Annotated in this window: 13 protein-coding genes; 6 read left to right on the top strand and 7 right to left on the bottom strand. The window is 52.3% G+C overall.

Annotation, left to right across the window (positions count from 1 at the left end; genetic code table 11):
• Nucleotides 1-33 precede the first annotated feature (33 nt).
• The 5 genes from E0F26_RS01775 to E0F26_RS01755 form a co-directional block, all read right to left on the bottom strand.
• Nucleotides 34-2,517, bottom strand: a complete 2,484-nt coding sequence (locus E0F26_RS01775; RefSeq protein WP_279242333.1) for a penicillin acylase family protein — start codon at nucleotides 2,515-2,517, stop codon at nucleotides 34-36.
• Nucleotides 2,518-2,787: 270 nt separating this feature from the next.
• The gene (locus E0F26_RS01770) at nucleotides 2,788-3,516 is read right to left on the bottom strand and encodes a hypothetical protein (RefSeq protein ID WP_279242332.1); all 729 of its coding nucleotides are present in this window, start codon (nucleotides 3,514-3,516) and stop codon (nucleotides 2,788-2,790) included.
• A 16-nt stretch (nucleotides 3,517-3,532) separates the two neighbouring features.
• A complete protein-coding gene (locus E0F26_RS01765; RefSeq protein WP_279242331.1) occupies nucleotides 3,533-4,381 on the bottom strand; it encodes a TauD/TfdA dioxygenase family protein in 849 nt (282 codons plus the stop codon).
• A gap of 40 nt (nucleotides 4,382-4,421) precedes the next feature.
• On the bottom strand, nucleotides 4,422-5,189 hold the full coding sequence (locus tag E0F26_RS01760) for an SDR family NAD(P)-dependent oxidoreductase (RefSeq protein WP_279242330.1): 768 nt from the start codon (nucleotides 5,187-5,189) through the stop codon (nucleotides 4,422-4,424).
• Between the two features lie 239 nt (nucleotides 5,190-5,428).
• Complete coding sequence (locus E0F26_RS01755; RefSeq protein ID WP_279242329.1) at nucleotides 5,429-6,013, bottom strand: 1-acyl-sn-glycerol-3-phosphate acyltransferase; 585 nt, start codon at nucleotides 6,011-6,013, stop codon at nucleotides 5,429-5,431.
• Nucleotides 6,014-6,173: 160 nt separating this feature from the next.
• Here E0F26_RS01755 and E0F26_RS01750 point away from each other — a divergent pair, with 160 nt between their 5' ends.
• Nucleotides 6,174-6,932, top strand: a complete 759-nt coding sequence (locus E0F26_RS01750; RefSeq protein WP_279242328.1) for an SDR family NAD(P)-dependent oxidoreductase — start codon at nucleotides 6,174-6,176, stop codon at nucleotides 6,930-6,932.
• Nucleotides 6,933-6,938: 6 nt separating this feature from the next.
• Here E0F26_RS01750 and E0F26_RS01745 read toward each other — a convergent pair whose 3' ends face one another.
• Nucleotides 6,939-7,976 (bottom strand): alpha/beta hydrolase, encoded by a 1,038-nt coding sequence (locus E0F26_RS01745; protein ID WP_279242327.1) that lies wholly within the window; start codon nucleotides 7,974-7,976, stop codon nucleotides 6,939-6,941.
• 198 nt (nucleotides 7,977-8,174) lie between these two features.
• Here E0F26_RS01745 and E0F26_RS01740 point away from each other — a divergent pair, with 198 nt between their 5' ends.
• From E0F26_RS01740 to E0F26_RS01730, 3 genes are all read left to right on the top strand, one after another.
• On the top strand, nucleotides 8,175-9,395 hold the full coding sequence (locus E0F26_RS01740; RefSeq protein WP_279242326.1) for a serine hydrolase domain-containing protein: 1,221 nt from the start codon (nucleotides 8,175-8,177) through the stop codon (nucleotides 9,393-9,395).
• Between the two features lie 101 nt (nucleotides 9,396-9,496).
• The gene (locus E0F26_RS01735) at nucleotides 9,497-9,886 is read left to right on the top strand and encodes an MAPEG family protein (protein WP_279242325.1); all 390 of its coding nucleotides are present in this window, start codon (nucleotides 9,497-9,499) and stop codon (nucleotides 9,884-9,886) included.
• Between the two features lie 244 nt (nucleotides 9,887-10,130).
• The gene (locus E0F26_RS01730; protein WP_279242324.1) at nucleotides 10,131-11,999 is read left to right on the top strand and encodes a glycosyl hydrolase family 17 protein; all 1,869 of its coding nucleotides are present in this window, start codon (nucleotides 10,131-10,133) and stop codon (nucleotides 11,997-11,999) included.
• Here E0F26_RS01730 and E0F26_RS01725 read toward each other — a convergent pair.
• Complete coding sequence (locus E0F26_RS01725; RefSeq protein WP_279242323.1) at nucleotides 11,986-12,582, bottom strand: hypothetical protein; 597 nt, start codon at nucleotides 12,580-12,582, stop codon at nucleotides 11,986-11,988. The two genes, E0F26_RS01730 and E0F26_RS01725, sit on opposite strands and share 14 nt — an antisense overlap.
• A 125-nt stretch (nucleotides 12,583-12,707) precedes the next feature.
• On the opposite strand from E0F26_RS01725, the gene E0F26_RS01720 reads away from it, so the two are divergent.
• Both E0F26_RS01720 and E0F26_RS01715 read left to right on the top strand, forming a co-directional pair.
• Complete coding sequence (locus tag E0F26_RS01720) at nucleotides 12,708-13,124, top strand: hypothetical protein (RefSeq protein WP_279242322.1); 417 nt, start codon at nucleotides 12,708-12,710, stop codon at nucleotides 13,122-13,124.
• Between the two features lie 287 nt (nucleotides 13,125-13,411).
• On the top strand, nucleotides 13,412-15,526 hold the full coding sequence (locus tag E0F26_RS01715) for a TonB-dependent receptor (RefSeq protein WP_279242321.1): 2,115 nt from the start codon (nucleotides 13,412-13,414) through the stop codon (nucleotides 15,524-15,526).
• Nucleotides 15,527-15,563 lie beyond the last annotated feature (37 nt).

Below are 15,563 nucleotides of genomic sequence, written 5' to 3'. Positions count from 1 at the left end.
TGAAATTGAAAAGCCCGCTATTGCGGGCTTTTTTCACTCAGCGGAGCTAACAATCCGGGTTGATACAGCGTTCGCTTGAATATCTTCCAACGTGTAGCGAATCGGACGCCAAGCTTTTTGTGCGTATAACTGAGTCTGATCGTCAAAGTGCGGAGAATTAGGATCGCCTGACTGAGAGTAAGACAGTAGCGCTTCGGCTTTTGGACCGTCATCACCCCAGCCCAAGGTCATGATAAAGCTAGAGCCATGAACCACGTTGTAGCCCGTCTCGGACAAACTGTTGCTGCCCGCAATGAAGTTTTCACTGCCCGTAAAGATAGGCGTTTCCGTCGGGTTATTGCCTGGCGAATTTGATACTTGGAGGTTGGCAATACCCTCGTATCGATTGCCGCCATGTAAAGGGTACTGACGGTCAAGTCGGTGCCCAATTTGCAAATTCCCCAGGGCGGTGTCGAGTGCAATGCCTTCGCCGCCTAACAGTACGACTGCCTGCGCTAGTGTATCCAAGGCTTGGTCTGAGTCAGCAAGCCCGTAGGGCGTGGTGGCAGGCGCCGCTGGGTTAAAACCGTTTTTAAATAAAGATGATCCCAAATAGGTTTCATCGTAGGGGTAGCGAGTGATCCACTCTCGGAACAATACCGCGCCACGTGACTCACTGTTGAACTGTCGATCCCAGTTATCAAGCACGTTGCAAGCAGTGAGGAGATCTACGGTGGTTCCGTCCACATCCCGAACTGGGTCAGCGCGACAGGCGTCAAGCAGCTCAGGGAGAAGCATCGCCGCGGTGAGGCTATCGTTGCTGAATAGGGCGTTTTGCATTTCGGCCCGGCTGAATTTTCCATCATCACCCGCGTAACCATAGTCGCTGTCAGATCGCAGCAAAGCGATATTCATTCGCGTGCGAACACTGCGTGGCGTCATCGTGGGGCCGTAGAGAGGGGACAGGGACGCTGCCGGTTTATCAGGGTCGCTAAGCCAGTAGCTGTCGTTTGAATTAAAAACATACTGTTCGCTTTCGATAAGAGGGCGTCGCTCGAAGGGTTCCGTATTAGGGACGGGCGAGTCTGTTTCGAGCCACTCGTTCACCGCTTTACTACCGTCTAAGATGACCAGGCCCTTTGACAGGAAAAGGTATTGCAACTTAGGAACCGCTTTTAGGGTGTTGTGCCAAGTGGCGATCGCCTCTTCGCTGAGCGCCCCGACATTGGAGTTATCGATGTAAACCGCGCGGCCATCCTTGGAGGCAGCAATCGTATTTACCCACGGCATTGCGTTGTGTTGACGGTGGGCATCGATGAACGCATCCATGCTCTGCGCACTTCCCATAGCCTGCCACTGCGCGAAGGTGTGAATGTTCTCAGCATTCGCGTCTCGCACGGCGAAGGCGGTCATTGGGTTATCGCTGAGTCCAGGAAGCGCCATCATCGGGCCGTGATGCGAGAAGTAGACGGTATGTGCCTTCTCTACAAGCCCCTGCTCTGTCTTGATGGCGATGTTGACCTCGGCAGATGTCAGATCACGCCACTCATTTTCGAAGCGGTACTGATTCGGGTTTTCGGGGTTTAGGGTGAGTTGGTAAACGACAGTGCGTTTGGAATTCGACACCGTATGAGACCAACCCAGCGCCTCGTTAAAGCCAACCGCGACACCCGGCGCTCCAATAAGTCCCGCGCCGTAGGCGTTATAGACACCAGGAATTGTGAGGTGCTTTTCCCAGAATCTCGCGATGCCATACCAAGGGTAGTGAGGGTTAGCCAGCAGAAGGCCTTTACCATTTTCAGAGCGCTCTGCCGCAATTGCCCAAGCGTTAGAACCCATATCACGCAGTTTCATGTCGGTGAGTGTGTTGGACAGGCTGGGTGCTGAGCGCAGAGCGGCTATGTGTATATCTCTCGTGTCGGGTTCGCTGGGCGGGGGCGACTGAAAAGAGAGTGTCTTTGCAGGTGGCGCTGCAGCAACGATGGCGCCTGCGATGCGAGGCAGGGTGTGGACCAAAGTCACATACTGCGCCATGAACTCATTCGCTGTGACAGGCCTCACCCAGTCGGCTTGATCACACCAAGAGCCGTAATTCCCTTGCTGCTCAGTGACATACTGGTTAAAGCCGGCCGTGTAACCCTTTATCCATTGCCGAATATTGGGTGCCTGTTGGTTTAGCGCCGTCTCAGCTTTCTCTGATATTCCAAGGGCTTTAACTACGATATCGCGACTTGCGTTGCGGTTTCTTGGCCCTGGACCAAATGCGGCGGCACTTTCGCCGCGCGCCTGCACGAGCGCTAGCGCCATATTACAGAGCTGATCCTCAGCGGCGGTGTAGGCCTCGCCGAAGCCTAAGGACCCCCACGAGTCAGCGGTGATGTGCGGTATGCCAAACTCGGTTTTTGTGACGGTTGCTGTGTACTTGGGTATTGGTAAAGCGCTTCCTTGCTCTTTGCAGGCTACCAACGAAAGGACGCTACCCACTGCTAAGGCGCCGACAACGCGTCTCACCATCGGCTTTGATAAAACTGAACTCATGAAACCGGCCTGCTGAATTATTTTATGTGCTCGCTAGTTAACCTAAAAAACGCCGGTCCTACCAGTCAAAGGCTATCTGGACATAAGGGAGTGTCGTGTTTGAGTGCAGACTTGTGGCAACACATAGCCAGTAACCGTCGGAGACGCGACGACGCGACCGTAATACTCGGGTGTTATGAACCATAGGCACCTCTAAATGAGTCATTGCGCCCTCCGACCGGGACGCTAAGTGGCTACGATGAGGTGACTGAGGTTACGAAGTTGCTGAGATTAAGTGGCTGAAATAGAGAAGCTAACGGTCCCAAGGTGGCCATAGTGCACGTCATAATTTCCAGGCTCAGCAGGGAGTGCTGATCCGTTTGTACCGGCAAGGAGAATGCCGTTCTGAGGGAGCGTAAACCCTAGCGATTTGGCTTTCCCGATGCACCACTCATGAGCCGTTACAGGCCCGCCGAGTGATTCCAGTGGCGTGGTTTTGAGTAAGGTCTCGCCGTCGCGTGTTGCCACAATTTCAAGGTTTCCCAATGCGTCAAAATCAAAGTCTTCCCAGGCAGTCATCTCACCTTTCATAAATTTGTCAGCCCCTAAATTGCAGAGGGTAAGGTTGCCCGGTGTCATATCCTCGGGTCTTGCAAACTTCACACGGACAAACTCTACGGCCGGGCCAACAGCAATCGGGCGCCCATCGGCTTGGTAAGTGACGCACATTTCACACTCGATTAGTCGATGTGGCGAGAAAGGCATGGCATCGCCTGGCCGGATTTCGCAAGAGTCATAAAGCAGGCCCAGGAGGGGTTCCTCTAGAGAAAAGAGTTGCTGTAAGTCGACGTTGGTTAGACCCGCTTTCAGGCCCACGTGAGGGTGGCTCGAAACGCGTTCAGTAAGTTTGGGTAGTAGGCGATAAGCCTCATCTAAGGTGACGCCAGGCGGGAATTCCGGGAGCGTGGCGTTGTCTCTGATAGCGTGGGCAAGGCGTTCTAGAAATGCATCCATCGTCATTAGTTTTATCCCTTGCCTACCACTTTGTATCCGCAATCGTTACGCGGTGAAGCAAGCGGTCATAGCCATCAAATCCGCCAGTTGCGCAGTGGAGTAACGAACGGTTATCCCAGATGACCAACATGTCCTTCTCCCATTTATGTCGGTACTGAAATTTCTCTTGCGTTTGATGAGCGTAAAGCTCCATGGCGAGTGCTTGTGACGCCTCAAGGGACATGTCTTGAAAACTTTGAATATAGGCTGCCGACGAAAATAGAGCCTTGGTGCCTGTTTCATGATGCGTTCGCACCATGGGGTGGGGGCAGGTTTCACGTGCCTTTTCGCTGGGCTTGATCTGCATACTGCGCCCACTGGCTTGATCGTTATCTCCGTAGGCGCCGTCTGGCGCATAACCGAGTGCCGCAGAATGTATAGCCGTCAGGCCCTTAACTTTCTCGCGTAGCGCGTCAGGCATGTCCTCGTAAGCTTTCACTTGGTCTGCAAATAATGTGTCTCCACCATGCGGTGGAATCGTGATGCCAAACAGTGCAGTACCCGCTGGCGGTATTTGCATGAAACTCCAGTCAGTGTGGAAAATTTCGGCAAAGATCGGTGTTTTCTCATCTGCGTCACGTTGGATCGCACATATATTGGGGTAGCCATCGATGTGCCCGAAAAAGGGGTCCTCACCGACTTCGCCAAAATAGTTTGCTACCCGCTCGAGATCTTCAGGCGCCAGTGACTGATTAGGGAGCGCAATGACCTTGTGCTCGAGCCATAGCTGTCTGAGCTCTTCAATCTGAGACGCGTTAAGGTCTTGCGTTAGGTCGATGCCCTCAATGCGAGCACCGCAGGCTTGCCCAGAGGGTGTTACGGTCAGCGTCATATCACTTCTCCTGTTATTATTGTTAGTGATGCATCAGATCTCACGGTGCATGATTCCACCATGCTAAATCTGAATAGGCGCGCAGGTCGAGCTCGTGTGTCCAAGCGGATCGGTGCTGATGCGCAATGTGGAAATAGGTTTCCGCCATCTCGGTGGGTAAGAGCAGTCCGTCGTGTTCCTTCCCTCGGGTTTCACGCAGTTTTTCAAACATTTCAGCACCTAACATCTTGCCCAGTGTGTCGGGGGCGTCCACTGCACCATCAACGATGATATGGGCAACATGTATGCCCTTAGATGCGTATTCTGCGTTCAACGATTGGCAGAGCATTCGTCTACCGCCCATGGCGGCGGCATGAGAATGCTGACCTGCATTTCCTCGCACGGCTGCTGTGGCTGATGTGACTAGGATGGTGCCCTTGCCGCGCGCTTCCATCGCCGGGATGACCGCTTTGGCGAGTCGAAATAGACCCATACAGGCCATTTGCCATCCAAGTTCAAAGGTTTTGAGGGCGGTTCCCTCGAGTGATCGATTGCCGATTTGCGCACCAAGGTTAAACAGTACCACTTCAATTTGGCCAATTTGCTCGACTTCTTCGACCAATTTCTCGATGGCGCCAGCCTCAACGGCATTGAGCAGGTGCCCGGAAGCAGAGCCACCATTTGACTCAATGCCATCGACTAGATGTTGCAGGCCATCAGCATCACTTCGGCGACAAAGCGCTGCATGGTAGCCATTCGCCGCAAACTTTGCGCCGACCGAACCACCAATACCGGCCCCCGCTCCGATAATTAGGCACACTTTCTTCATAACCAAGTTCTCCCAAGCTGAAGGACCCCCTCTTTAGGTGGTCTTTCTCAATAACTGACGCTTTACCCCTGTTACTGTATCCCCTTTTTCAGAGCAAGATAGGCCCGTGCTATTCGGCCATGGGTCCACGGCCTGCGATCACGCGCTTGTGTTTGAACTGGCAAGCTCTCGCACTCACAGGTCAACGCATCCCCTCTGTCATTCAAAACCAAAAGCCTGAGGCGGCGTTGCGGGCGGCGTTACAGCCGTGCAGGTGCCCGTCGATGACCACCCAGCCCTTGCGCTTTTACCGCTTCGATAATGCCGTCAACATCACTCAGGTCCGATACGAGGTTCCCTAACGTGAGCGTTTTCGTCTTGTAATTGACGATGATAGGAACCACTGGCGCCGATGCTGCTTTGGCGATTCGCGCGAAGCCCGCTTTGAGGCTCCCATCGCTGTTACGTGTGCCTTCCGGCGCAATACCAAGGATCAAAGACGATCGCGAGTTGAATTCATGCGTCATTTTTTCCACCAATCCGTGTGCGGATCGACGATCAACGGGAATACCTCCAACCGCTCTGAAGAAAAGGCCCTGAGGGAACTTAAACAGGGTGTGTTTCGCCATGAAGTTGATCTTAAGCCCCCAGCCCCAAATGACCGATAGCGCCAAAATGAAATCGAAGTTGGAGCTGTGGGGCAGGGCCACTATGACTAATTTTGATTCATTCGGAAGGTTGCCAACCAGCTTCCACCCCGTGAGCTTAAAGACTGTTCGCCCAATTAGCGCTCTAATCGGTTGGATTCGCTGTGGAATAGCATTGCCGAGATGTGGCCATTTCATAGTGCAGATATCGTTTGAGTTATGCCCGCAGTATTAGCACTTTTTGAGTGGCTGGGAAGCAAATTCTTTTTGGGATTGGGCTGTCACGCTATCCATGATCTACTAACCAAAGCGTTGGGTTCGCATCCCACAGAACATAACAACAAGAATGGAGTGAGGCATGAAAACAGCATTTATTACGGGCGCTGCGCAGGGTATTGGGCTCGCCATAGCCCGCCAATTTGCGCGTGAGGGTTATCAAGTTGGTTTATTTGATGTCAACGCAGCGCGTTGCGAAGAGTTACTGTCGCACCCCGAGTTTAAACACGCAGTCGCGGGCTTTTGCGACGTTCGCGATAGCGCGTCGATTAACGAGGCCTTGTCCACCTTCACACAGGCGACAGGAGGCCAGTTACATGTGCTTGTAAACAACGCAGGTGTTTTATCTGGTGGGGAGATCATGACCCACTCCGAGAGCCAGATTCGTGCGATGGTCGATGTCAATGTAACGGGATTGACGATGGTCTCCTGTGCGGCGCATCCGCTACTCAAAGCGACGGAGGGTGCCATGGTGATTAATCTTTGCTCGGCCTCAAGCATTCACGGCATTCCATTATTGGCGGTCTACAGTGCGACTAAATTCTATGTAGACGGACTTACGCAGGCGCTCAATCTTGAGTGGGAAGACGACGATATTTATGTGACTTGCATTAAGCCGCCTGTCATAGACACTGAAATGGGTCGCTCTTTGGATCCTCGCCACATTGAAAATATGACGTGGGAAATGAAACCCGACGCTGTGGCCACTGCTGTCTACGGGCTAACGCAGCGCCGTGCGCTCCACCACGTCCTGGGCTCATCAACCCGCACTTGGCACCGGGTAAGTCGATTATTTGGCATGGGCGTGAGTCGGTGGTTTACGCAGCGAATTGTGGGCTAAGGCAGTTCAGCTCGCTCGACTAAGCAGCTCAGCGAGCGATGAGGCAAGTGTCTCGCAAGCGTCCTCGGCAGCTTTGCTCACTCGGCCAAACATCAAATAACTGTGCGTGAGGCTGTCAAAACAGTAATGCTTAACCTCGTTTCCAGACGCCATTAGTCGCTGCGCGAATGCATTGCCTTGATCCCTTATCGGGTCGAAGCCTGCGGTGCCTATGATGGTGGGCGGGAAGTTGCTGAGATCGTCGATAAGCAGAGGGTTGGCCAATGGGCTGTCTTTCTCTCGGTCATTTGGGAAGACCTGCTCGTTGAAGAATTCCATGGTGGCTGCAGTGAGAGGGAAGGCGTTTGCACAGCTACTTAGAGAGGGTTGGTCCTCATCATTGGTGGTGACCCACGGATAGGCGAGGCAGAGGGCTACAGGTTGTACACCGCCTTGATCGCGCAAGGTAATCGCCAAACTACTACTGATCAGCCCGCCAGCACTATCGCCAGCGAGTGCCACTCGCGAAGGATCAATATTCATATCTGCTGCGTTGGCGTGTACGTGATCCCACAGGGCCTGCGCATCCTCGATCGGTGACGGAAAGCGGTGCTCGGGGCATAGACGGTATTCGAGAGAGATAACAACGGCCTCGCAACGAGCGGCCAGGAGCGAGCAAAAATGATCATCGGTAAGATGATCCATGATCACGAGTCCGCCTTGGTGGAAAAAGAGCACAGCGGGGAGCTCTCCCGAGACGGCCGCTGGACGGTAGATGCGTGCGTTCAACGTATTGCCTCTTAGCGCTAAGGCGGTATCGAGTGTCGTCACGCCATCAGCGATCGGTAGATTAAGGCTGTTATAGGCACTCGCCGCTTGCCTGAGGGCGTTAACGGTCATGGGTGCACCAGTGCTGCTCGCACCGCGTGCAGCGAGCTTGGCCATCATATGCATATTGAGGTCTAGCGTACGACCGTCGATGCGGCTTGGCTTTCCTGAGAGGAGCCGAAGAACGGGCTTCGGCGTTCCCCGAAGTAGGTCGATGATGGCAAGCTGCAGATTCATACCGGAGTCCTTATTATTGTTTCCCCACGTCGCCAGTTTAGACGTTTATTCTACGGACGTATCGCGGAATTGCCTTGCCGAGCTGTTAACGACACTATGGACCGCCAGCAGGCAGTAGCGCGTAAATAACTGCCTACATAAGAGAGCAATACCGATTTCGGGATCGTTGCTCTAAACGGTTTAAGAGGTGCATGGATAATGAACGTTGATGCGGCGGGAGCCGGTTTCCAAGAAGAAAAGCTGGCGAGGATTGGCGACCACCTCAGAGAAAATTACGTTGAGCCCGGCAAGATTCCCGGTTGTCAGGTTTTGGTGTCGCGTCATGGTATCCCAGCCTATTTTGAGTCGATGGGTCTTATGGACCGAGAGCGCGGTAAGGCGATGCGCGACGACACTATTTTTCGTATCTATTCGATGACCAAGCCGATTACTTCGGTGGCCCTAATGATGCTGTGGGAGGAGGGGCGCTTCCAACTCACAGATCCAATCCACCGATTTATTCCATCTTGGCGCGATCAGCGTGTTTGGCAAGAGGGCGCCGGTGACGAAATGGTGACCCGTCCGCCCCTAGCGGCTCCGACAATGCAACACATTCTCAGTCACACGGCGGGCCTGACTTATGGGGGGTTGTTGCCGGGCTTGGAGACCCCCGTAGATGAGGCTTACCAGGGGCTCGGTGTTGCAAGGGGCCAAGGTGAGACGCTACGCGAATTCGCCGATAAGCTTGGGCGCGTGCCCTTACTCTATGACCCAGGACAGCGCTGGTGCTACTCGCTGGCGACGGACGTCTGCGGAGCCTTAGTTGAAATTATCTCTGGCCAGCCTTTTGAAGTTTTTTTGCAAGAGCGCATCTTGCAACCGCTTGGGATGGTCGATACCGGTTTTAGGGTGAGCGATGAGCAGGTGGATCGTTTTGCCGCGTGCTACATGAGACTGCCGGACAAAAGACTGATCTTGGAGGACGACCCGGAGACCAGCCACTACCGCCACAAGCGTAATTTCTTTTCTGGTGGCGGAGGTTTAGTGGGTACTACAACGGACTACATGGCTTTCTGCGAGATGTTACGGCAGGGAGGGCAGCACAACGGTTATCAACTTCTTGGGCGACGAACGTTGGAGCTGATGACCGCGAATCACTTATTAGGCGGACAATCTCTTGCGCAAATGGCCTTGGGTGCTTTCTCTGAAACAACAAACGCAGGTGTTGGGTTTGGCTTGGGCTTTGCATCGACCCTCGATGAAGTGGCATCAGCGAGCGTGGGTGCGGGCGATTTCTATTGGGGTGGCCGTGCTTCTACCCTTTTCTGGGTCGATCCCGAGGAGGATTTACAGGTTATCTTCATGACCCAGCTCATACCGTCATCGACCTTTAATTTTAGGGGGCAGCTCAAAAACATCGTTTACGGCGCGTTGAAATAAGTGCACAGTCTGCTCACCGGTAAACGCTTTACGAGCCGGTTCTCGATAAAAATGCATAAAAATAGACACGTTTAATAAAACGTCATGGGAGATCAGAGACTATGGAAGCAGCACAATTAAGCGCTTTGTCGCTTTGGCTAGGCCTGAATATTTTACTCACACTGGTATTAGCGGTGAACGTGACGCGCAATCGCTTCAAAGCCATGGGAGACTCGGGTGATCCTGATACGCTGCAAAAGGCGGTCCGAGCACACGGCAATAATATCGAATACGTACCCTTTATCTTACTGGGCCTTGGCTTATTGGCGATGACGGGAGCATCAGCTCAAACCCTCAATATTCTTGGCGGTACATTATTCGCCGCACGGGTTTTGCACGCCTACGGCATCCAGCAAGCAAAAGTGCCCAATCCGATCGGTGTGGTGGGTAATGTCACGACTTGGCTGGTCATGCTTTGCGTGGCAGCAAAGCTCATTATGGCCGGTATGTAGTTTCAATAGTTTCTCGAACTGGCCGAAATATGAGGTCAGCACTGGGGGGCAAAAATAGTTTTAGGAGAGGGAGCGATGCTCCCTTTTTTTTGTGCCCCCATAGTGGCTTGAGCCAGTTGTTCTGATGTTAAATGAACATGCCGACACGTCTTTCGCGTCGAATAGGACCTCTTTTGAGATAAGCAATTACAAGATCTCGGCGTACCAGTTTCATACTATGTACTGATTTTTTTAGGGAACTGCTGTGGGTATTGCCTCCTCGTTTTTTCGCACCTCACTGTGTGCAAGCCTCGCTCTCACCTTGGCTTGTACGCCGCCCACTAATGGCTCGGATAACGGACCGACACCTGCGGAGATTCTGGGTAACCCAGATTATCAAGCGATGTCGTATGGCGGTTATAGAGGTAAAACCCGCGATGACGGACCGACTGTTGAGCAGTTGGTCGATGACATTCGCATTCTCAATGCCATGGGCATAAAACTACTGCGGACGTATAACACTTCGCAGTTTCCCCAGGCTGAGCGTTTGCTCGAAGCCATCAGAAGAGAGAAGCAGGCAGATCCGTCCTTCGAGATGTACGTGATGCTAGGGGCATGGATTGAAGCCAAAAACTCCTGGGCTGAAGCTGTCTGGGATGCAGATAACGATACCTGGATTGAGGGAACTGGGCCTGATCACACAGAGGGCAACTTACAGAATAATTCTCAAGAGATTGATACCGCGATTAGGCTCGCCAATGAGCACCCCGATATCGTAAAAGCGATTTCCGTCGGAAACGAGGCAATGGTGCAGTGGGCAGTCACTTACTTCGTCTACCCAAAGACAATATTAAAGTGGGTGAACTACCTTCAGGCGGCCAAAGCCAGCGGCGAACTCAAAGCTGACGTTTGGGTAACGAGTTCGGACAATTATGAGTCCTGGGGTGGTGGTAACCCGGTCTATCACACGGCTGATCTCACGCAACTTTTTGAGGCGGTCGATTTTGTATCAGTCCATACCTACCCCTTTCATGACTCCTTCTATAACCCGTCTTTTTGGGGCGTACTACCTAGCGAGGAGGCATTGCCATTTGATGAGATGACGGGCCTTACCATGGATCGCGCTATTGCCTACGCCAAGGGGCAGTATCAATCAGTACTCGATTACATGAGCCAGCTAGGCATTGATAAACCCGTCCACATAGGGGAGACCGGTTGGGCAAGCATCGATGGAACGGCCTACGGCGTAAAAGGTTCCAAAGCGGCTGACGAGTACAAGCAAAAAGCTTTTCACGATCGATTGCGTGCGTGGACTGACGAGGAAGGTATCTCGCTCTTCTTCTTCGAGGCATTTGATGAGCAGTGGAAAAATGCTGACAGCCCGGACCACTCTGAGAATCATTTCGGTCTTGTAACCCTGGATAACGAACTGAAATACGCGCTTTGGGAGGCGTTTGATGAAGGCCGTTTCGCTGAGCTGACCCGCAACGGTGCCCCTTTGAAGAAAAGTTTTTCGGGAGAGCTTGAGTCGCTTTTGGCCAGCGCAATGGTGCCGCCTTTCAAGAGCCAGATGGCTGTCCGCAGGATTGAGACCGTCAACAAGACCCGGGAGCCCGGGGAGGCTGTGACTGAGCAGCGTTTGGTCGTCGTTCATGACACGCTATCGGATGATTCGTCCGACATCACCTTTCCTAGTGCGATGCTTAAGCTCACGCCTTGGGAAGGCACGACAGCGATTGAATTGATGCCAGATGGGGTGGTTCGCATCGAAACGCGCGCGGGTGACTGGTGGGGTGCTAGCCTTGAGTTCGCAGCTGATGTTGGCGAGGACTTATCTGCGTTTAACCAGGGCACGTTGCATTTTGATATTCGAGGGAGCGATAACGTCAACTTTAGCCTAGGCTTCCAGACAGGTAATTTTTTGCGAGGCGATCAAGTCAATAATTTTGCTAATTTTGGACCGAGTAGCAACAGGCGAGTTTCGAGTGATTGGCAGGCGGTGGCGCTACCCATCTCGGAAATCAACAGCGGCACCGATATGACGGATGTTTCCAACTTGATTGCACTCTTGAGTCAAGATCGCGCGCCTGAGCGTGAGATTTTTCTTCGTAATATCTACTTTAGTCAGGAGTGATGGCTCGATAGTTGCGTTTTATCGATAGCTTGGTGATGGCCGCTAATGCCGTGGTCATTGTATAAACGGCATAGATGGCGTCACCCTCGGTTAGCAGTTTTGCGCTAAAGGCCACGAAAAAATAAAGCATTAGAATGTTTATCCCGGTCGTGTGGAGACGCCGCCACGCGACAGGGCCCATCTGTTTGACACTCCAGTCATTAGAGGTGAGCGTGAGTGCAAGCAGCACCACATAGCCAAAACCCGCAACGGCGGTACTCGCGTCTACAGAAAACCCCTCCAGGCCCGTCAAATAGAGTGACAGCGCTGTTAAATGCGCGAAATGGGCTGTTGCAAAGCCTAACCCAACCTGTCGGCGGTGCCGCATTAAGTAAGTTGAAAGCGCGTTATTACTAACTCGCTTTAGCGTACTGGCGCTAAACGCAACGATGAGAAAAGCAAATGCGAGGTGTGCTGAGTACCGGGTCCACAAAAGTAGAAAGCCCGCTGGCTCGGCGCTTCTTAAGCTTGCATCGGCGGGTGCAAATAAAAAAGCGACAACAATAATGACCACCGAGAGCACTGCGCTTAATACCAAGATCATGGCAGTCCTCACAAAAAGCGGTTTATGAAAAAAACGTTCTTCAACATGCTTATTCCTGCAGGTCTTGTTGCCTGATCTTCATACGTCTATTGTTTGAGCATAAGCGTACCGCAGAGAGCGTCACCATGAAAAAAATATGTTTGATCGTTATCGCCACTGCGCTGGCAAGTTGTTCCTCTACACCCACCGAACAAGAAATTAATGCGGCCGACTTTGGCCGATCCATGACCGAGGCGGATTGTCTTGCCACTGCGACGCCGTTTATTACCGCCCGGATGGGTGACCCTCAGTCTGTTATTTTTGAGGATCTCAAATGCTATCGAGGGCTCGAGGGCGCGGTGCCCGTTGCTCGAGTGGGTGCCACGTACGGCTATCGTTTTACAGGCCAAGTGGACTCCAAAGGCATCATCGGTCGCTATTCGGGCATGACGCCTTTTTCAGGCATTGTAAAAGATGACGGTGATGGGCCGCGGGTGGTGCGCTATTGCATTACCAGCGGTACAACAGACTACCGATTTTGTATTCCCAGTCTCGTCGACTAAATAAATAGCCTGCGTGAGAGGCATCGCGTTAGGCGACTTGTGCTTTGTCCCCTGTCTGTCCTTCGCGCTTTTTGAATTAGGGCGCTTCCTTGAGCTCCGGTAGTCGAGAGCTTCTATCTTTTCTGCGGTAAGACTTCTTCCAGAGGCCCGTGGCGGCCTCTGTTTTGCTCCGTGCAGTCCAGTGAATAGGTAAAAATGCTACGACGAGCCAAAAAAATACGAAGTAATGTTGCAAATGCAAATGAGAATGATTAACATTACTCATCTTAAGTATTTTAGGTCCCTCTATGTTTTATCTTCGACCCTTGGCTGCGGCTGTTTTGATGTCTGCCTCCACCACCACGTTCTCTCAGGTGACCCCAGAGAGCGAACCCAATTCAATGGAAGAGGTGATCGTCGCGGGTCAGTTCTTGTATACAGATACCGTCAATGCCCTAAAGACGCCCACACCAATATTGGATGTCCCCCAGAGTCTTAGTCTCATGTCGGCTGCCGATATCCGAGAGCGCGGTTTCAACAGCATCGGTGAGGTGATTGCCTATATGCCCGGTGTGACATCGTCTCAAGGTGAAGGTCACCGGGATGCGGTTGTTTTCCGTGGTGTGCGATCGACGGCCGATTTTTACATCGATGGCATGCGAGACGATGTCCAATATTATCGTCCGCTCTATAACTTGGAGCAGGTCGAGGTTCTTCGCGGTCCTAATGCACTCTTGTTTGGCCGAGGCGGAACAGGCGGTGTACTCAACCGGGTGACCAAGAAAGCCGTTGTTGATGATGCCTTTACCCAGGCGCAAATGAGCATTGATAGCTTTGGAGAGGTCGGCGGACAGATAGATCACAATGTCAGCTTAACCGACACAATGGCTTTTCGCGTGAACGCCATGGTGGAGGAACTCAATAACCATCGAGACTTTTATGAGGGTGACCGCCGAGGCTTCAACCCAACGCTCCGTATTGAGTCAGGTGACAGTAAAGTCGACCTGTCTTATGAGTACGTTGATCATCAACGATTCATCGATCGGGGCATTCCCACCGGTGCAAATGGACGCCCTGTTGAGGCGTTAGAAGATGTGGTGTTTGGCGATCCAAAAGTGAATACGACAGAGTTAGAGGCGCATCTTTGGCGCGCGGCGTTACAGCACACTTTTAGCGATACGCTCAAACTCAATGCTTCGGCGTTCTACGGTGACTATGACAAGCTCTACCAGAATTTTTATGCGTCTGGTTACGATCAGGAAGGCGCGCCTGATGAGGTGACGTTAGATGGCTACGTGGATACCACGCAGCGCAAAAATACAATCTTATCAGCCAATATCGTGAAAGAAGCGCGATTGGGTAACGTGGGACACACCATTCTCTCTGGGGTTGAGTCTATTTCCACCTCAAGCGATCAAGACCGTTACAACACCTTTTGGGATACCACCCAAGATGACAACGAAACCTTCTCGATATCACGTAATTTAGGTATTCGTGGCGGTGTGGGTGTCAACGCGTTGGGTGTTATGGCGACAAATGACTTTGGCGTTGACGTGAATGACCACACAGAAGTCGAAATTGATGTCACCTCATTTTACATCCAGGACGAAATGGAACTGTCTGACGCATTTCGTCTTGTTGCGGGTCTGCGTTACGACAGTTTTGATATCAATGTGTTGAACCGGGTGGCAGAGGATTCGCGATCCAGGAAAGACAGTGAAGTTTCGCCCCGCTTTGGTGTTGTTTATAAACCCCAAGAAAACATTTCAATTTATGCGAGCTACAGCGAATCATTTTTGCCTCGTAGTGGTGAGCAATTTGCGAATATTAACGGCAACAACGATAAGTTGGCTCCTAATACATTTAGCAATCGCGAGGTGGGATTCAAGTATGACTTCGCCTCCGGACTGAGTCTGACAGCGGCTGCCTTTGAGATCGAGCAGCGCTCGCCCCAGGTGGCTGACAATGACCCAGCGACCTTGGACGTCATCGAATCAGAAATTGAAGGGTTTGAAATTCAGGTTCAGGGAAAGGTTACCGAGATTTGGAGCGTTTCAGCCGCCTACAGCGCACTCGACGGCGAGCAGGTTAAACGCTCTGGTAAGACGGGACTTACGCCCAGAGAGCTCCCCGATTCAATGTTCTCTCTGTGGAATCAATTCTCACTCTCCAGTGACCTCAAAGTAGGGGTTGGACTGACACATCAAAGTGAGAGCTTTATCAATAACAGCAATTCGGCAGTGCTACCGAGTTACACACGGGTTGACGCGTCTGTTTCGTATCGACTATCGGATGCCACAACATTACAGCTTAATGTTGAAAATTTAACGGATGAGCTTTATTTCCCAAATGCGCACAGCACCCATCAAGCAACTGTGGGCGCGCCGCTGAACGTTCGCCTCGCCGTGAATATGCAGTTCTGACAGTCCCTCAGTGCAGGCAAACTAACGCCCCTTACTG

This window comes from Candidatus Paraluminiphilus aquimaris, assembly GCF_026230195.1.
GTDB lineage: Bacteria > Pseudomonadota > Gammaproteobacteria > Pseudomonadales > Halieaceae > Luminiphilus > Luminiphilus aquimaris.
This window is presented reverse-complemented; position numbering and strand designations above follow the sequence as displayed.